General features: G+C 71.8%; 21 protein-coding genes. 15 read left to right on the plus strand and 6 right to left on the minus strand.

The window, feature by feature from the left end; genetic code table 11:
- Positions 1-4 precede the first annotated feature (4 nt).
- Positions 5-1,354: a M20/M25/M40 family metallo-hydrolase gene (locus HALOF300_RS21620; protein WP_156742971.1), complete on the plus strand. Its 1,350-nt coding sequence runs from the start codon at positions 5-7 to the stop codon at positions 1,352-1,354.
- Complete coding sequence (locus HALOF300_RS21625) at positions 1,354-2,835, plus strand: MFS transporter (protein WP_156742972.1); 1,482 nt, start codon at positions 1,354-1,356, stop codon at positions 2,833-2,835. Before HALOF300_RS21620 ends, HALOF300_RS21625 begins: the two co-directional genes overlap by 1 nt.
- Before the next feature lie 42 nt (positions 2,836-2,877).
- Here HALOF300_RS21625 and HALOF300_RS21630 read toward each other — a convergent pair whose 3' ends face one another.
- Genes HALOF300_RS21630 through HALOF300_RS21640 form a run of 3 tightly spaced genes read right to left on the minus strand, consistent with a single transcriptional unit; the run spans position 2,878 to position 6,912 of the window.
- Positions 2,878-3,282 carry a QcrA and Rieske domain-containing protein gene (locus tag HALOF300_RS21630; RefSeq protein ID WP_197522749.1) on the minus strand — a complete coding sequence of 135 codons (405 nt, stop codon included), beginning with the start codon at positions 3,280-3,282 and terminating at the stop codon, positions 2,878-2,880.
- Positions 3,283-3,292: 10 nt separating this feature from the next.
- The gene (locus HALOF300_RS21635; protein ID WP_197522750.1) at positions 3,293-5,161 is read right to left on the minus strand and encodes an ABC transporter ATP-binding protein; all 1,869 of its coding nucleotides are present in this window, start codon (positions 5,159-5,161) and stop codon (positions 3,293-3,295) included.
- Positions 5,162-5,190: 29 nt separating this feature from the next.
- Positions 5,191-6,912 (minus strand): ABC transporter transmembrane domain-containing protein, encoded by a 1,722-nt coding sequence (locus tag HALOF300_RS21640; RefSeq protein WP_156742975.1) that lies wholly within the window; start codon positions 6,910-6,912, stop codon positions 5,191-5,193.
- A 122-nt stretch (positions 6,913-7,034) separates the two neighbouring features.
- Here HALOF300_RS21640 and HALOF300_RS21645 point away from each other — a divergent pair, with 122 nt between their 5' ends.
- From HALOF300_RS21645 to HALOF300_RS21670, 6 genes are all read left to right on the plus strand, one after another.
- The gene (locus HALOF300_RS21645) at positions 7,035-7,835 is read left to right on the plus strand and encodes a helix-turn-helix transcriptional regulator (protein WP_197522751.1); all 801 of its coding nucleotides are present in this window, start codon (positions 7,035-7,037) and stop codon (positions 7,833-7,835) included.
- 273 nt (positions 7,836-8,108) lie between these two features.
- The gene (locus HALOF300_RS21650) at positions 8,109-9,203 is read left to right on the plus strand and encodes an iron-siderophore ABC transporter substrate-binding protein (RefSeq protein ID WP_156742977.1); all 1,095 of its coding nucleotides are present in this window, start codon (positions 8,109-8,111) and stop codon (positions 9,201-9,203) included.
- Positions 9,200-10,087, plus strand: a complete 888-nt coding sequence (locus HALOF300_RS21655; RefSeq protein ID WP_231955679.1) for a siderophore-interacting protein — start codon at positions 9,200-9,202, stop codon at positions 10,085-10,087. Before HALOF300_RS21650 ends, HALOF300_RS21655 begins: the two co-directional genes overlap by 4 nt.
- A 56-nt stretch (positions 10,088-10,143) precedes the next feature.
- Positions 10,144-11,196, plus strand: a complete 1,053-nt coding sequence (locus HALOF300_RS21660) for an iron chelate uptake ABC transporter family permease subunit (protein ID WP_197522752.1) — start codon at positions 10,144-10,146, stop codon at positions 11,194-11,196.
- Positions 11,193-12,278 carry a FecCD family ABC transporter permease gene (locus tag HALOF300_RS21665; RefSeq protein ID WP_231955681.1) on the plus strand — a complete coding sequence of 362 codons (1,086 nt, stop codon included), beginning with the start codon at positions 11,193-11,195 and terminating at the stop codon, positions 12,276-12,278. The genes HALOF300_RS21660 and HALOF300_RS21665 overlap by 4 nt, the downstream gene beginning before the upstream one ends.
- On the plus strand, positions 12,236-13,195 hold the full coding sequence (locus HALOF300_RS21670) for an ABC transporter ATP-binding protein (RefSeq protein ID WP_156742979.1): 960 nt from the start codon (positions 12,236-12,238) through the stop codon (positions 13,193-13,195). Before HALOF300_RS21665 ends, HALOF300_RS21670 begins: the two co-directional genes overlap by 43 nt.
- On the opposite strand, the gene HALOF300_RS21675 is transcribed toward HALOF300_RS21670, so the two are convergent.
- Positions 13,135-14,301, minus strand: a complete 1,167-nt coding sequence (locus HALOF300_RS21675) for a Gfo/Idh/MocA family protein (protein ID WP_156742980.1) — start codon at positions 14,299-14,301, stop codon at positions 13,135-13,137. The genes HALOF300_RS21670 and HALOF300_RS21675 overlap by 61 nt on opposite strands.
- A gap of 180 nt (positions 14,302-14,481) precedes the next feature.
- Here HALOF300_RS21675 and HALOF300_RS21680 point away from each other — a divergent pair, with 180 nt between their 5' ends.
- The gene (locus HALOF300_RS21680) at positions 14,482-15,048 is read left to right on the plus strand and encodes a YbjQ family protein (protein WP_156742981.1); all 567 of its coding nucleotides are present in this window, start codon (positions 14,482-14,484) and stop codon (positions 15,046-15,048) included.
- Positions 15,049-15,070: 22 nt separating this feature from the next.
- On the opposite strand, the gene HALOF300_RS21685 is transcribed toward HALOF300_RS21680, so the two are convergent.
- Together HALOF300_RS21685 and HALOF300_RS21690 are read right to left on the minus strand one after the other, a co-directional pair.
- Positions 15,071-16,330 carry an arginine deiminase gene (locus HALOF300_RS21685; RefSeq protein WP_156742982.1) on the minus strand — a complete coding sequence of 420 codons (1,260 nt, stop codon included), beginning with the start codon at positions 16,328-16,330 and terminating at the stop codon, positions 15,071-15,073.
- Positions 16,331-16,355: 25 nt separating this feature from the next.
- Positions 16,356-16,853 (minus strand): PaaI family thioesterase, encoded by a 498-nt coding sequence (locus HALOF300_RS21690; RefSeq protein ID WP_156742983.1) that lies wholly within the window; start codon positions 16,851-16,853, stop codon positions 16,356-16,358.
- Positions 16,854-16,937: 84 nt separating this feature from the next.
- On the opposite strand from HALOF300_RS21690, the gene HALOF300_RS21695 reads away from it, so the two are divergent.
- The 6 genes from HALOF300_RS21695 (at position 16,938) to HALOF300_RS21720 (ending at position 22,545) form a co-directional block, all read left to right on the plus strand.
- Entirely contained in the window at positions 16,938-17,522 is a 585-nt protein-coding gene (locus HALOF300_RS21695; protein ID WP_156742984.1) for a DUF4287 domain-containing protein, read from the plus strand.
- Positions 17,523-17,580: 58 nt separating this feature from the next.
- The gene (idi, locus tag HALOF300_RS21700; RefSeq protein WP_156742985.1) at positions 17,581-18,132 is read left to right on the plus strand and encodes an isopentenyl-diphosphate Delta-isomerase; all 552 of its coding nucleotides are present in this window, start codon (positions 17,581-17,583) and stop codon (positions 18,130-18,132) included.
- A gap of 285 nt (positions 18,133-18,417) precedes the next feature.
- Entirely contained in the window at positions 18,418-19,392 is a 975-nt protein-coding gene (gene mvk, locus HALOF300_RS21705; protein ID WP_197522753.1) for a mevalonate kinase, read from the plus strand.
- The gene (gene mvaD, locus HALOF300_RS21710; RefSeq protein ID WP_156742987.1) at positions 19,389-20,363 is read left to right on the plus strand and encodes a diphosphomevalonate decarboxylase; all 975 of its coding nucleotides are present in this window, start codon (positions 19,389-19,391) and stop codon (positions 20,361-20,363) included. The genes mvk and mvaD overlap by 4 nt, the downstream gene beginning before the upstream one ends.
- Positions 20,360-21,460, plus strand: coding sequence for a phosphomevalonate kinase (locus HALOF300_RS21715; RefSeq protein ID WP_156742988.1), 1,101 nt, complete (start codon positions 20,360-20,362; stop codon positions 21,458-21,460). Before mvaD ends, HALOF300_RS21715 begins: the two co-directional genes overlap by 4 nt.
- Before the next feature lie 14 nt (positions 21,461-21,474).
- Positions 21,475-22,545, plus strand: coding sequence for a hydroxymethylglutaryl-CoA reductase (locus HALOF300_RS21720; RefSeq protein ID WP_197522754.1), 1,071 nt, complete (start codon positions 21,475-21,477; stop codon positions 22,543-22,545).
- Positions 22,546-22,558 lie beyond the last annotated feature (13 nt).

Genomic DNA, 22,558 nt, shown 5'->3' on the forward strand with positions numbered 1-22,558 from the left:
GCGGGTGAGCAACGACGTCACCCCGGCCTCCCCCACCGACGACGACGCCGTGGCCGCTCTGGTGGCCCTGGTCCGGATCCCGACCGTCTCGGTGGCCGGCGAACCCTCCACCGGGGCACCCTTCACGGAGTTCCTCGCCGAGCACGCCCGCCGTTTCCCGTTGATGCACGCACGGCTGGACCTGACCCTGCTCGAGGGCACGGCGATGCTGTTCCACTGGCGTGGCGCGTCGAGCGAGCGACCCGTCGTGCTGATGGCACACCTGGACGTCGTCGGCGTCGAGACCGCCGACCCGTGGCGGCACCCGGCGTTCTCCGCGGAGATCGCCGACGGTGAGATCTGGGGCCGCGGCACGCTCGACGACAAGGGCTCCCTGACCGCGCTGTGCCTCGCCGTGGAGCGGCTGTTGGCGCGCGGCGTCACGCCGGCCCAGGACATCTGGCTCAGCTTCGGCAACGGCGAGGAGGTGTCCGGTGCGGCCGCGTCGGCCGCCGTCGAGCACCTGCGGACCACCGGCGTGCGGCCCTGGTTCGTGCTCGACGAGGGTGGCGCCGTCGCGGCCCGCGCGTTCCCGGGCGTCGCCAAGCCGCTCGCCGTCATCGGGGTCGCCGAGAAGGGCACCACCACCATCGAACTCACCGTGGCCGGCCGTGGCGGCCACTCGTCCACGCCGGCTCGCGGGGACGCCGTCGCCCGTCTGGCCCGGGCGATCGTGCGGCTGGACAACTTCACCTTCCCCGGGTCGCTGCCCGCCCCCACCATCGAGATGCTCACCCGTCTCGCGCCGCACGCGGCGCCCGCGATGCGCCCGGTCCTGTCCCGCACCGGGCGGTTCGGTGGGGCGATCACCAGGGCGCTGCAGGTGGCGGGCCCGGAGTCGGCCGCCATGACCCGGACGACGGCGGTGGTCACCACCCTCTCCGGCTCACCCGGGCACAACGTGCTGGCCTCGGTGGCCCGCGCCGGTGTCAACCTGCGCATCATGGTCGGTGACACGGTGGCCGGAACGGTCGAGCGGATCCGCCGGGTGATCGGGGACGACCGCGTGCGGATCACCGTCGGCGACGCGAACGAACCGTCGCCGGTGTCACCGTGGGACGACGACGCGTTCCGGCTGATCGAGGCGGTGATCGCCGACTCCCACCCGGACGCCGTCCCCACGCCGTACGTCATGATGGGTGGCACCGACGCCCGGTTCTTCACGACCATCTGCCCACGGGTGTACCGCTTCGCCCCGTTCCGGATGAGCAAGGAGCAGCGCGCCTCGGTCCATGCCTATGACGAACGGATCGGCGTGCGCGACTTCCTCGACGGCATCGGCTTCTACACCGACCTGATCGAACGGGTCGCCTGATGGAGGACCGGACCACGTCGACGACGCCGCCTCCCTCCGCCGGGCCGGTCACCACGTCGCCGGTGGCCGGCGTCAGCCTGAAGCATGGCCTGTGGGCCGTCGTCGGCTTCCTCATCTGCGTGGAGATCGCCTCCGGGATCCTCCAGGGCTTCTATACCCCGATCTTCTCCGACATCGCCGTGCACCTGGGTATCCAGGACGCCGACGTCAACTGGTTCGAGGCCGCGCAACTGATCGTGTCGGCGCTCTGCGTGCCGCTGCTGGCCCGGCTCGGCGATGTGATCGGGCACCGAAAGGTGCTGCTGCTCGCGACCGCGATCACGGCACTCGGGTCCTGGATGCTCGCGTTCTCCCCCACCTTCTCCACGTTCCTGATCGGCTGGGCACTGCAGGGCGCCTACGTGGTGTGGCTGCCGCTGGAGGTCGCGATCATCCACCGACGCACGGCGGCGAGCGGCCAGCAGGCCCGGCTCACACGGCGTGCCTCCGGCTTCCTGGTGGCCGGGCTGGAGATCGGGGTGATCATCGGGGCGCTGACCTCCGGGGCGCTGGTCGCCGCGACCTCGATGACGGTGCTGCTGATGCTGCCGGCCATCGCCGTCACCGCCTGCTTCGCCGTGATCTGGTTCGGCGTCGAGAACGTCTCGGGGACCTCCACCGGCGGCATCGACTGGCCCGGGCTGGGCATGATCACCGCGGTCATCGGACTCGTCATGGCCGGGCTGATCACGATCCGGCTGCAGGGACCCGCGAGCCTTCCGGCGTGGGCGCTGATCCTCGCGGGGCTCGTGCTGGTGGTCCCGTTCGTGCGGATCGAACGCGTCCGGGCCGAGCCGCTCATCGACGTCCGGGTGCTGATGCAGCCGGCGCAGTGGCCGGTCCAGCTGACGGCGTTCCTCTTCGGGATGTCCGTGCTCGGGGCGCAGATCCCCCTGTCCACGTTCGCCCGCACGGACCCGGCGACGGCGGGGTTCGGCCTGGGTGCGAGCGCCGGATTCGTCTCCACACTCGTGGGGCTGTACGTGATCTCCATGGCGGGCGGGGCGCTGCTCGTGCCGGTGCTCGCGAGGTTGGTCGGGCCGCGCCGATCGCTCGTGGTCGCGGCGCTGCTGGTCGGCGCGGGTTACGCACTCTTCCTGCCGTTCCATGACACCACCTGGCAGACGATGGCGAACATGATGGTGGCCGGCCTCGGCTCCGGCGCCCTGGTCGCCTCCCTCCCGGCCGCGGCGGCCGCCGCGGCACCACCCGAGCGCACCGGGTTCGCGACCGGGATGACGAACGCGACGAAGACGCTGGGCGGAGCGATCGCGTCCGCGGTGTTCGCGATCGCACTTGCCTCGACCGGGTCCCTCGAGGGACCCGCGGCCGGGCACGCGTCGCTGTCCGGCTACCTCACCGTGTGGGCCGTGTGCGCAGCCACCGCGTTCGTGGCCGCACTGTGTCTGCTGCTGGTGCCCCGGTCGGCGTTCCAGGACTGAGCCGGCTCCGACCGAGTGAGCCCACCGGTGGACCGGGTCCACCTAGGCGGTGACGACGTTGCCCTCCTGAACCTGCACCGCGACCTCGGGCAGCGGCTCGTCGGCCGGCCCGGAGACGACCTCGCCGGTGAGTTGCTCGAACTCCGACCCGTGGCACGGGCAGTACAGCAGTTCCTCACGCACCCGCACGCTGCAGCCCTGATGGGTGCAGATCGCGCTGAACGCGACCACCTCGCCCTCGGTCGGCTGCGCGACGACCAGCTCCACGCCGTCGGCCGTGGTGACGACGAGCGAACCGCCCACCGGAACATCCGCGAGCGGGACCAGGGTCTCCCCCGCCGTCGGCTCCTCGACCTCGGGCTGCGCGCTGCACGCGGCCAGACCCACCAGCGTCACCCCGCCTCCGGAGGCGAGCAGGACCTGGCGGCGGCTGGGGCACGGGCACATGCGGGCAAATCTACCCGGGCACCCGTGGGCGAGCGCGCGGACCTGCGGCGCGGTCATCCGGATGGCGAGCGCGAGGGCACCCGGGTCTGGCCGAGGACCAGGCCGCCCACAACCGCGCGTACTCCCCGCGCATCGCCATCAACTCCTCATGACTGCCGGTCTCGGCGAGCGCGCCGTCGCGCAGGACCACCACGCGGTCGGCCGACCGCGCCTGCGAGAGCCGGTGCGCGACAACGACACCGGTTCGGCCGGCGGTGGCGGCCGCCATTGCACGGGTCAGGAGTTCGGGGTCCGCCCCACCGCCCTCCGCCGTCGCTTCGTCCAGCACCACGACCCGTGGATCCATCAGGACCACCCGCGCCAACGCCAGGTGCTGGGCCGTGCCGGCGTCCAGGTCCAGGCCGTGGGCGCCGAGCAACGTGTCGAGCCCGTCGGGCAGATCCGACACGAAGTCGGCGTGCACGGCACGCAGCGCAGCCCACAACTGCGCCTCGCTCGCGTCCGGGGCGCCGAGCCGGAGGTTGTCCGCGACGCTGGCCTCGAAGACGTGCACCTCCTGGGTGACGAGGGCGACGATGGGTGAGCGGCGCCGGTCCACCGCCCGCGCGCCGCCGACGAGGACCTCGCCGCCGTCCGGAATCAGCTCGCCGCTGATCAGCCGCGCCAGGGTGCTCTTCCCGGAGCCGCTCGCCCCGACCAGGGCGACCAGCTCGCCGTCGGCGATCTGAAGGCCGACACCGTCGACCGCCCGACGCCCGGGGCCGTAGGAGAACTGCACGTCACGCAGACGCACGGTGCCGTCCGGTTCGGCGCCGAAGGCCTCGCCGTGCCGTGGCGCGGTCCTCGCTCGTTCGGTGTGCGGTGGTGGCGGGCACGGTGCTTCGATCCCGGCCGGATCCACCGGACTCGGCGTGTTCGGGCGCAGGCCCGCGACGCCGACCAGCCTGGCCAGGCCGACCCCTGCTCGCTGCAGGTCGTCGAGGCTGGTCAGCAACTCCCCGATCGGCGCGAACAGCCGATGGAAGTACAGGGCGGCCGCCGTCGCGGCTCCGACGGTGACCACCCGGTGATCGACCAGCTGGAAACCGACCACGATGATCCCGGTGAGCCCGACGAACTCGGCGAGGTTCAGCCACCCGAAGAACCGCGTCCGTAGCCGGGCCGCGGTGACACCGAGGTCGATCGCCACCAGGCCGCGCTCGTGCACCTGCGCCAGGCGCTCCCGCTCGACCCCGTGGGCGCGTACCGTCTCGGCCCCTGCCACCGTCTCGATGATCGCCTGACCGCGCTCGGCCTCCGCGACCCGCAGCGCGGTGTAGACCGCGCGCGAGGCCCGCACGAACCGGCGGGTGCCGTACCACTGGAACGGCACCGCGAGCCCCGCTGCGAGCGCGAGCCGCGGGTCGATCACCGCGATCCCGGCAACGGAGAGCAGGATCGTGAACGCCGCGCCGACCACCGCGGGCAGCACGCCGTCGGCGGCCTCGGTCACCGCCTCGACGTCCCGGGTGACGCGCGAGACCACGTCAGAGGATCCCGCGGCCTCGGCCCGGGAGACCGGCTGGTCCAGGACCACTGCGACGACGTCCTCGCGCAGGTCGGCGATCACGTCCTGGATCACCCGCACCAGCACCGTGCCGCCGAGATAACCGAGCGCGGCGGTGGCCACGCCCACCCCGAACAGCAGCCCCGCCGTCCCGGCGAGGTCGGTCCAGGGTCGCCCGGTGGCCACCTGGTCGACGCCCACGCCGAGCAGCCGCGGCACGAACAGGGCGGAGCCGGAACCGCCCAGCAGCAGGATGATCGCGAGCACGCCGCGGCCCCGACGGCCGCGAGTCAGGGCCGCGAGGGCACGCCAGGTCTGCCCTGTGGTGGCCACCGGGAAACGCTGCGGGGTGGGTGAGCCTGTCATCGGTCGACCTCCGGCGAACCGGAGCCACGGTTCGCGTGGACCACCCGGTGGCAGCCGGACAGCAGCAACGGGCTGCCCGTGATCACGAGCACGGCGGCCGGGTGCTCGCGCAGCCCGGTGGCGATCCGCAACTCGGTGGCCGGGTCGACGGCGCTGACCGGCTCGTCCAGGACGATGACCTGAGCGTCCGAGGCGAGTGATCGGGCCAGGGCGAGGCGCTGGCGCTGGCCTCCGGAGAGGCGTCGTCCGGCCTCCCCCACCGGGCCGTCCCAGCCGCCGGCATGGACCAGCACGTCCTCGAGGGCGGTCGCCGCGATCACGGCCGGGGTCGCGAGCGGGGCGCCGAACAGGTTCTCGGCAAGCGTCCCGGAGAACAGGCGGGCATCATGCGGAACGGCCAGGACCCTCCCACGGTAGGCACGCGGCCCCAGATCGAGGGCGTCCTCCCCGGAAACCCGGATCTCCCCCGGGCCACCCGGCACCCGGAGGGCGAGCCGGTCCGCGAGCCGGCGGGCGTGGGCGGGGCCAGCGGGTACGAGGCCGACGAGTTCCCCCGGGCCGACCTCGACGTCGATTCCCTCGTCCGGCCAGTCCAACCGCAACGCCGGCGCCCCGGCGCGACCGACCGCGGTCGGTTCGTCACCGGCGACGGGGCGATCTTGCGCCTCGGACGCGGCCTCAGGTCCGGGCACCGCGTGGTGGTCGCCGAGCACCTCCAGCAGGCGCCGCGCGGAGGCCCTCTTGTGCATCCAGTTCGCCGCGAACGTGCCCACGTGGCCCAACGCCCCCTGCAGGTACTGGGCCAGGCCGACCACGGTGACCAGCTCCCCGATGGTGATCCGACCCCGCAGCGCGAGGGAGCCGGCACCGAGGGTGAGCAGCGCGAGGAATCCGGCGGCAAGCAACGAACTCGCGCCCGTGTAGCGCAGCATCGCCAGCGCCGCCCGGACCGCCCCCGAACGCGCGTCCGCGCTGGCCACCCGATAACGCCGAGCCGCCGCCTCCTGACCACGGATGCCGTGCAGCACTCGCAACCCAGCCACGAGGTCCGCGGCCACGGCGCTTGCTCTGCCGGCGGCGCGCTGCTCCGCCAGCCCGCGTGCCTCAAGTGGCCGGGACACGGCGTGCATCGCGAGCAGGACCACCGCCGTCCCGCCCAGTACGGCGAGTCCGAGCCCGGGCGAGATCCGCAGCAGGGCCAGCGCCGCGACCACGATGGCCGTCGCGGTGGCAGCCTGCTGGACCACCGACCAGGACACCCCGGCCACCCGGTAGGTGTCCGAGGTCGTGACCGACAGCAGATCCCCGACGCTGCGCCGCGTCCGCAGCCCGCGCGGGTGCAGCACACGTTGGAGCGTGACATTGCGCAGGTCGTTCTCGGCATGGCCGTAGATCGTCACCATCATCCGGGCTGACCACCGGTAGGTGAAGGACAGGATCAGGAAGTCGACGGCCAGGACGCCGACCCAGAGGAGGAGCTGACCGGGGTCTCCGGTGACGATGGCCCGGTCGACGATCACGCCGATCAGGATCGGCACCCCCGCCTCGCCGGCCTCGTGCCCGATCGCGGCAAGCGTGGCCAGCGCGAGTCGCGGGCCCCGACCCGACCCGGTCAGTGCCCGGCGCATCGGGGCCACCACAGGCTCCGGGGCGGACGGCGCGGACCGAACGGCCCGGGCCTCGGCAGCAGGGGCGGCGACGGAATCCGAACTCCTCATGGTTCGCACACTAAGGTGAGCCTTACCTCTTCGGTGTCGTGCGCATGCCAACTCGTGTCGCGCGCCGGACAACCTGCCTTCGCGACCGCCCCGCCGGCCGCGCCGATCGGACTGGAGCCCCCGTGCCTGTCGACGTACCCGAGTCTCCCGTGCTCCCTGGCGGGATCCCGGAGCCCTACCTGCTCACCACCGCGGTCGTGGACGGCACCGGCGCCGGCGGCGCGACCCCGCACCGGCACCCGGAGGACATGCTCGTCTGGCCCCACCGCGGCGCCGTGTCGGTGCGCGTGCAGGAGGAGACGCTCTGGCAGTTGCGCCCGGGTGACGGGCTCTGGGTGCCGCGGCTCACGCCGCACCTGGTCAGCGCCGACCCGACGGCGGTGTTCTGCTGCACCTACTTCGCCGGGCAGGGGTTCGATCCGGGCTGGCCCGGCACCCGCCCCGTAGCGGTGAACACAGCGCTGCGCGAGATGCTCCTGCACCTCGCTGACACGCCGATGCCGATGATGCAGCGACTGCGGGCCCAGCGGGTGATCACGGATCTGCTCTCCGGAGCACCGGCGCGGCCGTCGAGTGTGCCGCTTCCCCAGGATCCACGGATCAGCGAGCTGGCGGCAGCGATCATCGACGACCCGAGCGACGACTCCTCGATCGAGGACTTGGCCTGGCGGCATGCGGTGAGCGTGCGGACGATCTCCCGGGCGTTCGCTCAGGAACTGGGCATGTCCTTCTCGCAGTGGCGCACCGTGGTGCGGATGTCCGCCGCCTCGGCACTGCTCACCGATGGGCACCCCGTGAGCGCGGTCGCGCACCGCGTCGGCTACGCGACCACGAGCGCCTTCAGCGCGGCGTTCCGCCGGGCGGTCGGCGTCACCCCGTCCGAATTCCTGAGCCGGGGCGGCGAGCTCCCGCACGCGTCCTGAGCACCCACCGGTCGGAGTCGCTCGAGGCGGTGTTGCTGACAGAGAGTGACCATCGCTCGATACTGCGTGTCCGCCATGCGACGTCGAGCGTGCGTATGCTGCGGTGAGTTAGGCAAGGCTAAGCAACATTGACGGCGTCGCCCGTGGTCCACGGCTCCCGCACCGTCTCGACGCCACCGCGGCCCCTCGGCGCGCGGTCTGCTCCGGGGTGCCTCGGCGCGCCCCCACACCCATCACGCGTGACCGACGCGCGTGCCCGGAGGAGAACGACAGATGACGACCAACAACGTGCGCGGCCACCGCCGGCGCCTCCCGGCGATCGTGGCCACCGTGATCGCCACGGCACTCACCCTCACCGCGTGTGGCGGCGGCTCCGACGCCGCGTCCGACGACGACGCCGCGACGGCGGGGGCCGCGGACGACGGATCGTTCCCGGTCACGATCGAGCACGCCTTCGGCGAGACCACCCTCGAGGAGGTGCCGGAGCGGGTGGTCACTCTCGGTTGGAGCACCCATGACATCGTCGCGGCCCTCGGCGTGGTCCCGGTCGGTGTGCCGGAGACCTGGGGCGGTGACGACGAGGGCTACAGCGAGTGGTTCCGCGACCAGGTGGAGGACGAGATCGGCGGCGCCCTGCCCGAGATCCTCAACTACGACGACTCCGGCGAGCTCGACTTCGAGCAGGTACTGGCACTCGCCCCGGACGTGATCATCGCTCCCGTCTGGGGCGTGGACGAGGTCTCCTACGACCGGCTCTCCGAGATCGCCCCGACCGTTGCCCACCTCGACCCCGAGAACTCGTGGTCGAGCACGTGGCAGGACCTCACAGTGATGGTCGGTGAGGTGCTCGGCCGTTCCGATGCCGCCGGTGAGCTCGTGGCGCAGACCGAGACGCTCCTCGACGACGCGACGCAGGCGCACCCGGAGTTCGCCGGCGCGAGTTTCGTCTACGGCCTCACCCTCAGCGACGGCGCCACGGAGCTCGGGCTGTACATCCCGGACGACCCCCGCGTCCGACTCCTGCGCGAGCTCGGATTCGTGGACACCCCGGCCATGCAGACAGTCCTCGACTCGGTGGAGGGCGGCAACTGGTACGGCGGGGTCAGCCTGGAGGAACTGGACACGGTCGAGGCTGACCTGTTCCTCGCGTGGTCGGCCGGGCCGGAGGAACTCGCCTACACCCTCGAGCACCCCACGTTCTCCCGGTGGGCACCGATCGCGTCGGGACACTACCTCTTCTTCGAGGACGAGGCGCTCGCGATGGCCACGAACGGCCCCTCGCCGCTCTCGATCGAGTGGGCCCTCGCCAATGGATTCGTCGACAAACTGGCGGACGCCCTCGCGGGCGGCGCAGTCACGGTTTCGTGACGACCCCGTCTCCGCGGATCCACCGCGCTGTCGTCACGGAGGTCCGCAGGCTCGGCCCGGGCATGATCCGGATCCGACTCGGCGGACCGGACATGGCCGACTACCCCACCACCGGGATCGGCGACGAGTACGTGCGGGTGTTCTTTCCCGACACTCCGGACGAGGAACCGCGCCTGCCGTTCGTGACGGAGCGGGGCTGGGACTTCTCCGAGGGCGTCGAGCCGTCGGCGATGCGGACCTACACGATCCGCGACCATCGGCCAGGGGCGGTGGACATCGACTTCGTCGCCCACCCCGGCGGCGTCGCCGCCGACTGGGCGTTGGCCGCACAGGTCGGGCAGGCCGTGGGCATCAATCCTCCGCGAGGGCTCTACGACCGGCCGCGGGTCGCCCGTCACCAGGTGCTCATCGCCGACGAACCGGCGCTGCCGGCCGCCCTGCGGGTCGCCGAGCTCACCGCCGGCGAGGTGAGCACGCACGTGGTCGCCGAGGTGCGCTCACCCGAGCATCGCCTCGAGGCGGCCGTGGACGGCGTCACCTACTCGTGGCTGTACGGCTCGGGCAACGGCGTGGCACCCACCCACTTGCCGGAAGTGACCCGTCGGTTGACCCTGGCCTGCGACGGCGGGACCTACGTCTGGGTGGCCGGCGAGTCGCGAGCGACCCGAGAGATCCGGACGCACCTGCGCCATGGCCTCGGCCTGCCCGCGGACAGTTACAAGGTGGTGGGCTACTGGACGGATCGCGCCGAGGAGTGGACCCAGCGGTACGAGTCCCTGGATGCCGGGGTGCGGCAGCGGATCGAGGACCTCTACGACGGTGACCTGGACGCCGAGCAGATGATCGACGAGGTCCATGCCATCTACGCGTCGGCCGGTCTGTGAGCACCCGGACGCCGTCAGCGCCACCCGCCCCGGAGAGGGCACCGGCCCCGTCCGTCGTGCCCGGCGCCCCGTCCTGCGTCGGCGGCGGCGGGCCCGGTGCCGGTCTCGCCAGGAGCAACTCACGCCGGACGCTGGTGCTGCTCGCCGCGTGCACCGTGCTCGCACTGACGTGCGTCGCGAGCCTGGCCGTCGGTGCCCGGGACATCCCACCCGCGACCGTGTGGCAGGCGCTGGTGGCCTTCGACGGGTCCGACGAGCACGTGATGGTCCGGGACCTGCGCCTGCCGCGGACCCTGGTCGGGCTGGTCGTCGGTCCGGCGCTGGGCACCTGCGGTGCCCTGATCCAGGCGTTCACTCGCAACCCGCTCGCGGACCCCGGCATCCTCGGTGTCAACGCGGGGGCGAGCTTCGCGGTCACGTTCGCCGTCGCCTTCCTCGGCCTGCGTGCACCACACCAGTTCGTCTGGTTCGCGCTCGCCGGGGCGCTCGCGGTGACCGTGCTCGTGTATCTGATCGGTTCCGTCGGTCCGGGACGTGCCACCCCGGTCAAACTCACCCTGGCGGGGGTGGCACTCAGCGCCGTGCTCGGCGGGCTCACCTCGGCGATGACGCTGAAGAGCACGCAGACATTCGACGTGATGCGGTTCTGGGGGGTCGGTTCGATCGGCGGACGGTCGATGGAGACGCTCGTCTACTGCCTGCCGCTGATCGGCGCAGGTCTCCTGTTGGCCGCGGCGAGCGCCCGGTCGCTGAACGCCCTCGCCCTCGGCGACGACCTCGCCACGGCGTTCGGCGTCCGGATCGGAGCCGTCCGGGTCGTCGTGGTGCTCGCCGTGACCCTGCTGGCCGGCACCGCCGTGGCGGTCGCGGGACCCATCGGGTTCGTCGGGCTGATGGTGCCACACGTGGTCCGTTGGTTCGTGGGACCGGACCAACGATGGATCATCGCCATGACCGTGGTCGTAGCCCCCGTGCTCCTGCTCGCCTCAGATATCATCGGCCGGATCATCCTGCCCTCGGGCGAGCTGCGGGTCGGCCTGGTCACCGCGCTGCTGGGTGCCCCGGTCCTCATCGCCCTCGTGCGCCGGAAGCAGGTGAGCGGCCTGTGAACGCTGCCGCGCCGGTGCGCACGGACAGCGCGGACGGGCGCGTCGACTTCGGCCGACCCACCCTGGTGCTCCGGCGCCGCCGGCTGTCCACCCGGGTGAGCCGACGAGCGGTGGTCGTCTGCACGGTCCTGGCCGTGACGACCTTCCTACTCGCGTTGGTCAGCCTCGGCGTGGGCACGCTCGCGCTGTCCCCGATGGAGGTTCTCGCCGCCCTGGCCGACACCGGTGGGAACGAGCAGGCACGGCTGGCCGTCGTCGGCTGGCGCCTGCCGCGCCTCCTCCTGGCTGTGCTGTGCGGTGCGGCGCTGGCCGTGAGCGGCGCGATCTTCCAGTCCTTGACCAAGAACCCGCTGGGCTCACCGGACATCATCGGTTTCTCCACCGGTTCCTACACGGGCGCGATCGTCGTGATGCTCTGGCTCGGCTCGACCACGTACCTGAACATCGCGGCCGGTTCCCTCGTCGGCGGTTGTGTGGTGGCATTCGTGGTGTACGTGCTCGCCTACCGGCGCGGCATCCAGGCGTTCCGCCTGATCATCGTCGGCATCGGCATCAGCGCGATCCTCGGATCGATCAACTCGATGCTCCTGATCGCGGTGAGCCCCGAACAGGCGATGCTCGCCGCCGTCTGGGGCGCGGGATCGCTGAACGGCCTCGGCTACGCCCAGCTCTGGCCGGTCGCGATCAGCGGCACGCTGCTCATCCTCGGTGCCGCGCTGATCGTGGCACCGCTGCGACAGCTCGAGATCGGCGACGACGCGGCACGGGCGCTCGGCATCCGGGCTCAGCGGTCCCGGGCCCTGGCGACCGTGCTGGGAGTGGCCCTGACCGCGGTGGTGACCGCCGCCGTCGGGCCGATCTCGTTCGTGGCGCTCGCGGCGCCACAGATCGCCCGGCGGCTCACTCGAGGCATCGGACTGGAGCTGTTGCCCGCCGCGCTGACCGGCGCCCTGGTCCTGGTCGCCGCGGATCTCATCGCCCAGCGCGTGGACCTGCCGGTCGGGGTGATCACCGTCTCCGTCGGCGGCAGTTACCTCGCATGGCTGCTGATCAGCGAGTACCGCACCCGAGGAAGGCTCTAGCCGTGACCGAGGAATCTACGAATCCGCCCCAGATCGCTGCGGAGGGTCTCCGCGTCGGCTACGACCGCACCGTCGTCAGCGACAACCTGAGCGTCGGGGTCCCCGACGGTTCGTTCACCGTGATCATCGGGCCGAACGCGTGTGGCAAGTCCACCCTGTTGCGGGCCCTGGCCCGACTCCTGCCACCGCAGCAGGGTCGCGTCCTGTTGGACGGCCAGGACATCGCGACGCTGCACACCCGTGACGTCGCCACCCGGCTGGGTCTGCTGCCGCAGACCTCGATCGCTCCCGAGGGCATCACCGTGGCGGACCTGGTCGCCCGCGGCAGGCACCCGCACCAGGGCATGTTCACGCGGTGGTCGGAGCAGGACGAGGCCGCGGTGATCGCAGCGATGGCCGCCACCCGGGTCACGGAGCTGTCCGGGCGGCTGGTGGACCAGCTCTCCGGCGGTCAGCGTCAACGCGTCTGGGTCGCGATGGTGCTCGCACAGCAGACCCCGCTGCTGCTCCTCGACGAGCCCACCACATTCCTGGACATCGCACACCAGTACGACCTGCTCGGCCTGTGCCGCGAACTGAATCGTGACCGCGGGTACACGCTCGTCGCGGTGCTGCATGACCTGAACCAGGCGGCCCGGTTCGCCACGCACCTGATCGTGATGAAGGACGGCGCCGTCGTCACCAGTGGCCCGCCGCGCACGGTCTTGACCGAGGAACTCGTCGGCGACGTCTTCGACCTGCCCTGCCGCGTGATCGAGGATCCGGTCACGTCCGCCCCGTTGGTGATCCCGCTGGACGCACAGCACTCGCCCCCGACCGGCGTGACACCGGTCGGGGGCGAGGAAGCCGGTCGGGATCAGACGCGCTCGGGGAACTTGCCCTCCGAGCGGATCCGCGTGTTCAGCTCCTCGAGGTAGCGGTCCTCGTCGAGGTCGAGTGGGACCTCCTGCCCCGTCCAGCTGGACAGGTGGATCGCATTCGCCAGGCGGACCCCGTTGATGCCGTCGGAGCCCGGCGCGAGGAGCGGGGTCCCGTCGAGGATGTTCGCGGCGAAGTTCTCCAGGACCCCGGAGTGCTGGGCGCCCCAGGGGCGCGTGTACTCGATCGTCTCGGTCGTGTACAGCGCCTCCGTGTCCTGCTTGCCCATGAACAGTTGCTTGACCTCCTCCATGGACATGGTGTCGCTGATCTCGCGCTCGTCCCGGACCAGTCGGTGCACGGTGGCCGTCTTGGAGTCGTCGACGATGATCTTGCCCTTGTCGCCGAGGATCTCGAACCGGTCGGTACCGATGATGTCGTGGGTCGCGGTGACGAGCACCCCGGTGGCGCCGTCGCCGTAGTCGAGCACCACGGTCACCTCGTCCTCGACGGCGATGTTGCGGCGGAACCCGTACGCGACCTTCGCGAAGACCGACTCGGGCACCCCGCAGATCCACTGCAACAGGTCGAGCTGGTGGGGCACCTGGTTGACCAGGACGCCGCCGCCCTCGCCACCCCAGGTGGCGCGCCAGGCGCTCTGGTCGTAGTAGCCCTGCGGACGCCACCAGGTGGTGATCAGCCAGTTCGTACGGCGGATCTTGCCGATCTCGCCGGACTCGACGATCTCCTTGATGCGCTGGTAGAGCGGGTTGTTGCGCTGGTTGAACATGATCCCGAAGGTCAGCTCGGGCTTGGTCGCGGCGAACTCGTTGAGTTCCTTGACCTGCTTGGTGTAGACCCCGGCGGGCTTCTCCACGAGCGCGTGGATGCCGCGGGACAGGGCGGCGATGCCCATCTCCGGGTGCAGGAAGTGCGGCACGGTGGTGACGACGGCGTCGACGTCGCCGCTCTCCAGCATCTCGAGGTAGTCCTCGTAGACCGGCACATCCGCGTAGGTGCTCTGGGCGAACTCGCGCTTGGCGGGGTCACGGTCCGTGATCGCACCGATCACCATGTTGGGCACCAGGCCCTCGTCGATCATCTTGGCGTACATGCCGCCCTGGGTACCGAGCCCGATGATGCCAAGTCTGACCTTGTCTACCACGTTGGAGTCTCCTGAAGTCGTTCGAGTGGGGGCATCGCTGCCGTTCCCCCGAGGCTAGGCCGGGCCAGCCTGGGTGCCCTATCTGTTGCCGCCTGTTGCCGCCTGTTTCCGCTGGGCGCCGACACCCTCGCGCACGGTCTGTACGTGCCGCATTCCAGGGATCGGTGCCAAGATGTGCCAATGATCGTTGTGACCACGAATGAGATCCCCGGCTACCGCATCGACGCCGTCATGGGTGAGGTGATGGGTCTGACCGTCCGCTCCGCGAACATCGGGCAGAACTTCGTCGCCTCCTTCCGCTCGATCGGCGGAGGCGAGGTCACCGAGTACACCCGCCTCGTCTACGAGAGCCGCCAGGAGGTCATGAACCGGATGACCGTCGAGGCGCAGCGCCGCGGCGCGAACGCCGTGATCGGCATGCGGTTCGACACCGGCGACATCGCCCAGGCGTTCAGCGAGGTCTGCGCGTACGGCACCGCCGTGTACGCCACCCCGATCGGCGAGGGCGAGCAGGGGCACACGAAGCAGTCGGTCGAACAGGCGAAGAACCCGGCCAACGTGGCCCCGGCCCCGGCGCCGAACCCCGGCCAGCCACAGGCTCCCGGTTACGGTGGCGCGTCCGCGCAGCAGCACGGTGGTTACGGTCAGCAGCCGGGACAGCCCGGTGGCTACGGTCAGCAGCCAGGCCCGCCGCCGGCCGGGGGCTACCAGCAGCCGCCCGCGGGTGGTTACCAGCCGGGCTACTGAGCGGCCCGAGCGGCTCCGGTGCCTAGAAGTCGACGGGGTCGCGGGCGATCGGGCAGGTCATGCAGTGCCCGCCGCCACGCCCGCGGCCCAGTTCGGCCCCGACGATCTCGACCACCTCGATGCCGGCGTCCCGCAGCAACGCGTTCGTCAGCGTGTTCCGGTCGTAGGTGATCACCACGCCGGGCTCGAGGGCGACCGCGTTGTTGCCGCTGTCCCACTGCTGACGCTCGGAGGCGTAGGTGTCCCCGCCGGTCTCGATGACCCGCATCCCGGACAGGCCGAGCGCTTCGGTGACGACCTTGACGAACGTGCCCTCCCCCTCGTCGATGACGTCGAGTCCCCCCGGCGCGTCACCGGGCAGCAGGGTGAACGTGTGTACCCCGTCCATGATCCGCGGGTAGAGGGTGACCACGTCCCGGTCGGCGAACGTGAAAACCGTGTCCAGGTGCATGGCCGCGCGCAGCTTCGGCAGACCGGCCACCACCACGCGCTCCGCCGCGCCCTGCGCGAACAGGTTCGCCGCGACCTGCGTGATCGCCTGCCGCGACGTGCGCTCGCTCATGCCCATGAGCACCACCCCGTTGCCCACAGGCATGATGTCACCGCCCTCGAACGTGGCCTGGCCCCAGTCCGCCTCCGGGTCGCCCCACCACACCTGCGAACCCGCGAACGAGGGATGGAACTCGTAGATCGCCTTCATCAGGAGGGTCTCGCCACGCCGGGCCGGCCAGAACAACGGGTTCATGGTGAGTCCGCCGTACAGCCAGCACGTGGTGTCGCGGGTGTAGAGGGTGTTCGGCAGCGGGGGCATCAGGAACTCCTGCGCGCCGCGGGACTCCCGGGCCATCGTCAGTGCCGCCGACCGGAACTCCGCCGGTAGGTCCCCGGTTGCGAGGCCGCCGATGAGGTACTCGGCGAGGGTGGCCGCGTCGAGCGTGTCCAGGTACCCGCGGGTGTCGACGATCACGCCGAGGCCCACCTCGTTCGGCACGATCTTGCGGTCGAGGAGCCAGGCGCGCGCTGCCGGGATCGCCATCGTCTCGGCGAGGAGGTCATGTAGCTCGAGGACGTGCACGCCCCGGTCGACCATCTGCGTGACGAAGTCGGCGTGGTCGCGCTGTGCGTTCTCCACCCACATCACGTCGTCGAAGAGCAGAGCGGCGCTGTTGCTGGGCGTGAGCCGCTGATGGGCCAGCCCGGGCCTGCAGACCAGTACGGTCCGCAACCGGCCGACCTCCGAATGCACGCCGTGAACGATGTCCGGGTCCGCTGCGGTGGGCATGCCCGAGCCTCTCACGCCGCCTCCGTCAGGGCGCGATTATCAGGCAGGAGCTCGACGCGGTGGCGAGGACCCGGCCACGGGCGTCCCGCAGGTCCGCCTCCGCGAAGGCGGCCCGGCGGCCTGGTTTGGTGACCCAGCCGTGCGCCGTCACCGGGCCGGTCCCGGCCGAGATCGACCGCAGCAGGGAGATCTTGATCTCCAGGGTCGTATACCCGACGCCGGCCGGCAGCGTCGAGTGCACGGCGCAGCCACAGGCCGAGTCCAGCAAGGTGGCGGCGAAGCCGGCGTGGACGGATCCGATCGGGTTGTAGTGGGAGTCGTCCGGGATCCCGGTGAGCACCACGTCACCCTCGGCGACGGAGGCGAAGCCCATGCCCACGTGGGCGGCGATCGGGGGCGGCGGGACGACGCCGTCGATCACCGCCTGCAACTGCTCCAGCCCGGTCCGCTCGAACGCGCGGGCCACCTGGGGCAGCGGGTCGCGGTAGTGCAACGTCCTGGTCCGTTCGGCCTCGGCGGTCATCGTTCCACTCCTTCGTCGCACCCGGATCGCCGACCCCCCGTCGATTGCCCGGTCGGCCTCGCCACCGTACCGTCGGAGCCAGCGATGACGGCCGATCTGGGAGCCATGGACATGAGCGATGACTGGGTGGCACAACCCGTACACGACGACGACCTCGTACGCGCGAACACCGGGCACGGCTGGCAGGACTGGGTCCGCCTCCTCGACTCGGGTCCCGGCCGCGCGGCCGGCCACACCGAACAGGCCCGCTGGGTGCGCGAGGAGCACGGCGTCGACGGGTGGTGGGCGCAGAGCGTCGTCGTCGGATACGAACGGATCGTCGGGATCCGGCTGCCCGGCCAGCGGGCGGACGGCACCTTCACGGTGTCCCGGTCGCGCATTCTCGATGCCGACGCCGGCAGCTGGCGGGCCCGACTGCTCGACGACGGCGCCCGAGCCACGCTCTTCGCGCCGCTCACCACATCGCTGCGCTCGAAGCCGGACGCACGGAGCCTGCGCTTCGACCTCGCCGACGGCGCCGACCCGCTCGGGATCATCGCGGTCGCGCTCGACCCGGTCGCGGAACGGGTCCGGCTGACCCTCACGCACGAGAAACTGCCCGACGCCGCTACGGCCGAGCGGTGGAAGGACCGGTGGGCCGAGTGGATCGCAGACGTCGGGACCGAGTAGCGCCGATCGCCGCTTAGGCTGGACCGTTGGAGCAGCACCCGAGGAGAGGCGGTCACAGATGCCGGGTGGCGAAGAGATCCTGGTCGAGACGGTCGACGAGCACGGACAGGCCACCGGAGTCGCCGAGAAGCTCGAGGCGCATCGCGAACCCGGCGTCCTGCACCGGGCGTTCTCGCTGTTCGCGTTCGACGGCACGGGGCGACTCCTCCTGCAGCGTCGCGCCGCCGGCAAGTACCACTCCCCGCTGATGCTCACCAACAGCGCCTGCGGTCACCCGTTCCCGGGCGAGGCGCCGGTGGCGGCGGTCACTCGCCGCGCCGCCGAGGAGCTGGGCACGCCGGTCGACGACCTGACCGAGCTCGGCATCGTGCAGTACCACGTGCACGACGGCGCGACCGGACTGTACGAGCGTGAGTACAACCACGTCTTCGCGGGCCGGGTGGACGCAGGGTCCGTCGCGGCCGATCCCGAGGAGATCGCCGAGGTCGTGTTCGTCACGGGGGCGGAGCTGGCCGCGCTGCGCGCGGCCGAGCCCTTCACGGCCTGGTTCGACGACGTCTGGGGCCTCGCTCAGCCACACCTGACCGACTGGGGCTTCCGGACCGGTTGAACCGGCGACCGGTCCGCGCAGCACCCCGCCGGCCCTTCGCGAGACCGCCACGACTCCCCCACGACACCTCCGCCGCACCCACGGCGCCGCGGCCCCCACGCGCATTCCACGGCCGGCCGAGTCACTAGGATGTAGCCCGTTCCGCCCTGCGGCGATCGGTGCCGTGGGCAGCCTGCCCGAGATGTCGAACTACTCACGAAAGCCTGCGATGCCCCGAACCTGTCCCGCCCGGTACCCCCGGGTCAGGGTCTGCAGCGCCTCGTGATGGTGGCGTCGACTCCGCTCGTGGGCGCAGGCCGAGACGGCGATGTCGAGGATGCCGGCAGGCTCGCGCCGGTCGCGACCGGCACCGCCCACGCCAAGGCGATCCTGATCGGTGAGCACGCCGTCGTCTACGGGCACCCGGCCATCGCCCTGCCGCTCATTCCGTTGCGCACCATCGCGAGGCTGCGCACCGTGCCCGGCCCGCTCAGCGCCCGGCACGGGGACCAGCGCGTCCGGGTGGAGGACCTGCCCGAGGCGTTCGCGCCGGTCGGCGTCGCCGTCACGGCCGCACTGGCCCACTTCGGCCTGCCCGGCGACGACCTCGAGATCGAGTTGGACAGCGACATCCCGCCGGGTGCCGGGCTGGGCGCGAGCGCCGCATCCGCGCATGCCATCGTCGAGGCCGTGCGTGTGCACGCCGGTCAGGACCTCGATGAGGAGGCCAGGTTCGAGCTCGTGCAGACCGCCGAGCGGGTGGCGCACGGCAACCCCAGTGGGCTGGACGCACGGGCCACCCGGGCCCGCACGCCGGTGGCGTTCACCGGCGGCGTCACCTCCGACCTGCACCTCGGCGGCTCGTTCTCGTTCGCGGTCGCAGACACCGGCGTCCGCTCCCCGACCCGAGACGCGGTGGCCGGGGTGCGTAGATTCGTCGAGGCCGAACCGGACCGCGGCAGCGAACTGCTCGAGCGGCTCGCCGAGCTGACCCGGGCCGCGGGCCGGGATCTCGGCGCGGGCCGGACCGCAGACCTCGGCGCCCGCCTGGACGCAGCCCAGGAGGCGCTCGATGCTCTGGGCGTCGGGCACCCCGCCATCGACCGGCTCCTCGCCGCGGCCCGGGCGGCAGGCGCGACCGGTGCCAAGCTCACCGGTGCCGGGCGCGGCGGCTGCGTGATCGCGGTGGCCGACTCCCCAGAGCGTGCCGCCGAGATCGTGACGGCGATGCAAGATGCCGGCGCGGTCGGCGGCTGGGTCGTCACGGCGGCGGGCCGGTGAGCAGTACCGCCATCGCGCACCCCAACATCGCGCTCATCAAGTACTGGGGCAAGGCCGACGAGCGGCTCTCGCTGCCGGCCACCGACAGCCTCTCGCTCACCCTCGACATCGCTCCGACCCGCACGACCGTGACGCTGGACCCTGGTGCGGATCAGCACGTCGCGTCCTGGAGCGGCGAGCCGATGACCGGCCGGGAGCTCGAGCGGGTGAGCACGTTCCTCGACCTGGTCGCCGAGCGCGCCGGCAGCCGGACCCGAGCCGTAGTCGAGACCGTGAACGAGATCCCCACCGGCGCGGGCCTGGCCTCCTCGGCCGCGGGCTTCGCGGCGCTGGCCGCAGCCGCGAGCGCCGCCTACGGCCTCGCCCTCTCACCCCGTGACCTGTCCCGGCTCGCCCGACGCGGATCCGGGTCGGCGGCCCGCTCGGTCTTCGGTGGCCTCGTCCAGTGGCACGCCGGTGACGACGAGGGATCGTTCGCCGAGCCGATCGAGGCACCCGGGCTCGAGCTCGCGCTCGTGGTGGCGGTCCTGGCCGCCGGGCGCAAGGCGATCGGAAGTCGTGAGGCGATGCGGCGCACCGTGGCGACCTCCCCGTTCTTCGGCGCCTGGGTCGCGAGCGTGCCCGGCGAGCTGGACGCGATGCGCGCCGCGATCGCGCGGGCCGACCTCAGCGCCGTCGGCGAGCTGGCCGAGTCGAACGCGATGCGGATGCACGCGACCATGCTGGGCGCGGTCCCCCCGGTGCGGTACTGGAACGCGGACACAGTGGCAGCCCTCGACGTCGTGGCCCAGTGCCGCCGCGACGGCATCGAGGCGTACGCGACCATCGACGCGGGACCGAACGTGAAGGTGCTCTGCCGGCCGGAGGCGACCACCGCCGTCGCCGATCGGCTCCGGGCCGCGTTCGCCGATGTGGACCTGTTGGTCTCGGGATCCGGCCCCGGCGTGCGTATCCTCGGACCGGCCGCATGATCACGGCCCGGGCACCCGGCAAACTCTTCATCGCCGGCGAGTACGCCGTCGTCGAGCCCGGCGGGAACGCCGTCGTCGTGGCCGTCGACCGGCACGTCTCCGTGCACCTCGGTCCGGCCCGGGACCGCGGCAGGATCGACTCCGACCAGCCCGGCTGGGCGCCACTGACCTGGACGCGGGACGCCACCGGCGTGGTGGCCGACGACGGTCGCGGCCTCGACCACGCGCTCTCGGCCGTCCGGACCGTCGATGAGTTCGTGATCGGCCTCGGCGTCGACCCCCGCAACCACTCCCTGCGGATCTCCAGCGACCTCGACGACGCCGACGGGCTCAAGTACGGCCTCGGCTCCAGCGGCGCCGTCACGGTCGCCACGATCCGGGCACTCGACGAGTTCTACGGACTGCGCCTGAGCCCGCTGGAGCAGTTCCGGCTGGCCCTGCTCGCGATCATCGAGGTGGCGCCGACGTCCTCCGGTGGCGACGTCGCGGCGAGCAGTTTCGGCGGCTGGATCTCCTACCGCTCCCCCGACCGGGCAGCACTGGCCGAGCTGCGCGCCCGCGACGGAGTGCTCGCCGCGTTCCGTGCGCCCTGGGCGCCGCTCGCGATCACCCCATTGCCGTCCCCGGACTCGCTCGAGTTCGTGGTCGGCTGGACCGGTGCCGCGGCGTCGACGGCGCAGCTCGTTGCTGACGTGCAGGCTGCGGTGGGCGCCGGCACGTCAGCGGGCCCGGCGCTGCCCTACGAGCGCTTCCTGACCGAGAGCCGCGCCCGCGTCGCGGACCTGACGGCGGGGCTCGCCCATGGTGACCCCGAGCGGGTCCTGGCAGCCGTGCGCGCGGCGCGGCGACTGCTCGTCGGACTCGGGACCGGCCTCGGCGTCGAGATCGAGACACCGGCCCTGACGCGGCTCTGCGACGAGGCCGAGGCCATCGGGGCCGCAGCGAAGTCCTCGGGTGCCGGCGGCGGCGACTGCGGCATCGTGCTGGTCCCTCGCGGCACCGATCTGACGCCGATGCTCGACGGCTGGGCGCGGGCCGGCGTGCGCAGGCTCACGCTCGCTGTGGCCCCGCCGGAGCCGCGTGTGGGTGCCCGATGACAGAGAATGGGGCCATGAGCGAATCCGTGGCGGCCGTGCCCATGCGCTGGGTCGGCCCGATCCGCATCAGCGGGAATGTGCTGTCCGGCGAGCAGGAGGTGCCGCTCGCCACGTACGAGTCGCCGCTGTGGCCCTCCGTCGGCCGTGGCGCGCGGATCTCCCGCCTCGTCGACGGTGGGATCGCCACCACGCTGGTCTCGGAGCGGATGAGCCGCTCGGTGTACTTCGAGACCGACGGCGCCGGTGTGTCCGTCCGCACCCTCGCCGAGATCACCGGCGCCTTCGCCGAACTCCAGGACGTCGTGGCCGCGAGCAGCCGGTTCGCCCAGCTCATCGACCTCCACAGTGAGATCGCCGGTCGCCTGTTGTTCCTGCGCTTCGAGTTCCTCACCGGCGATGCCTCGGGCCACAACATGGCCACGCTCGCGGCGGAGCGGCTGATGTCCCACCTGATGGCGACGTGGCCGCAACTACGGTACGGCTCGATCTCCGGGAACTACTGCTCGGACAAGAAGGCGACCGCCGTCAACGGCATCCTCGGGCGCGGCAAGCATGTGGTGACCGAGGCGCTCATCCCGCGCGCCATCGTCGAGAAGCGGTTGCGGTCCACCCCGGAACAGATCGCCCGGCTGAACACGAACAAGAACCTGGTCGGCACGATCCTCGCCGGCGGGCTGCGCTCCGCCAACGCCCACTACGCGAACATGCTGCTGGGCTTCTACCTGGCCACCGGGCAGGACGCTGCGAACATCGTCGAGGGTTCGCAGGGCATCACCCAGGCCGAGGTCGACGGCGGCGACCTGTACTTCTCCTGCACGCTGCCGAACCTGATCGTCGGCACCGTGGGCAACGGCAAGGGCCTGCCGTTCGTCGAGGAGAACCTGCAACGACTCGGGTGCCGCGAGGAGCGCGCTCCGGGCGAGAACGCACACCGTCTCGCTGCCCTGTGCGCGGCGTCGGTGTGGTGTGGCGAGCTGTCCCTGCTCGCGGCGCAGACCAATCCCGGCGAACTGATGGCAGCTCACGTGGCCATCGAGCGCTCCGCTGGCCACAATGCAGATCTGAACACCTCGAACCAGGAGTGAGACATTTCCCCCG

Origin of the sequence: Occultella aeris (genome assembly GCF_902703175.1) — a bacterium.
GTDB classification, from domain to species: domain Bacteria; phylum Actinomycetota; class Actinomycetes; order Actinomycetales; family Beutenbergiaceae; genus Occultella; species Occultella aeris.

Coding starts and splice junctions, on each gene's coding strand:
- HALOF300_RS21695 (WP_156742984.1), top strand. CDS start 16,938: ATGACGGCCGATCTGGGAGCCATGGACATGAGCGATGACTGGGTGGCA.
- idi (WP_156742985.1), top strand. CDS start 17,581: ATGCCGGGTGGCGAAGAGATCCTGGTCGAGACGGTCGACGAGCACGGA.
- HALOF300_RS21640 (WP_156742975.1), bottom strand. CDS start 6,912: ATGAGGAGTTCGGATTCCGTCGCCGCCCCTGCTGCCGAGGCCCGGGCC.
- HALOF300_RS21685 (WP_156742982.1), bottom strand. CDS start 16,330: ATGCCCACCGCAGCGGACCCGGACATCGTTCACGGCGTGCATTCGGAG.
- HALOF300_RS21715 (WP_156742988.1), top strand. CDS start 20,360: ATGATCACGGCCCGGGCACCCGGCAAACTCTTCATCGCCGGCGAGTAC.
- HALOF300_RS21625 (WP_156742972.1), top strand. CDS start 1,354: ATGGAGGACCGGACCACGTCGACGACGCCGCCTCCCTCCGCCGGGCCG.
- HALOF300_RS21630 (WP_197522749.1), bottom strand. CDS start 3,282: ATGTGCCCGTGCCCCAGCCGCCGCCAGGTCCTGCTCGCCTCCGGAGGC.
- HALOF300_RS21720 (WP_197522754.1), top strand. CDS start 21,475: ATGAGCGAATCCGTGGCGGCCGTGCCCATGCGCTGGGTCGGCCCGATC.
- HALOF300_RS21690 (WP_156742983.1), bottom strand. CDS start 16,853: ATGACCGCCGAGGCCGAACGGACCAGGACGTTGCACTACCGCGACCCG.
- HALOF300_RS21670 (WP_156742979.1), top strand. CDS start 12,236: ATGGCTGCTGATCAGCGAGTACCGCACCCGAGGAAGGCTCTAGCCGTG.
- HALOF300_RS21650 (WP_156742977.1), top strand. CDS start 8,109: ATGACGACCAACAACGTGCGCGGCCACCGCCGGCGCCTCCCGGCGATC.
- HALOF300_RS21680 (WP_156742981.1), top strand. CDS start 14,482: ATGATCGTTGTGACCACGAATGAGATCCCCGGCTACCGCATCGACGCC.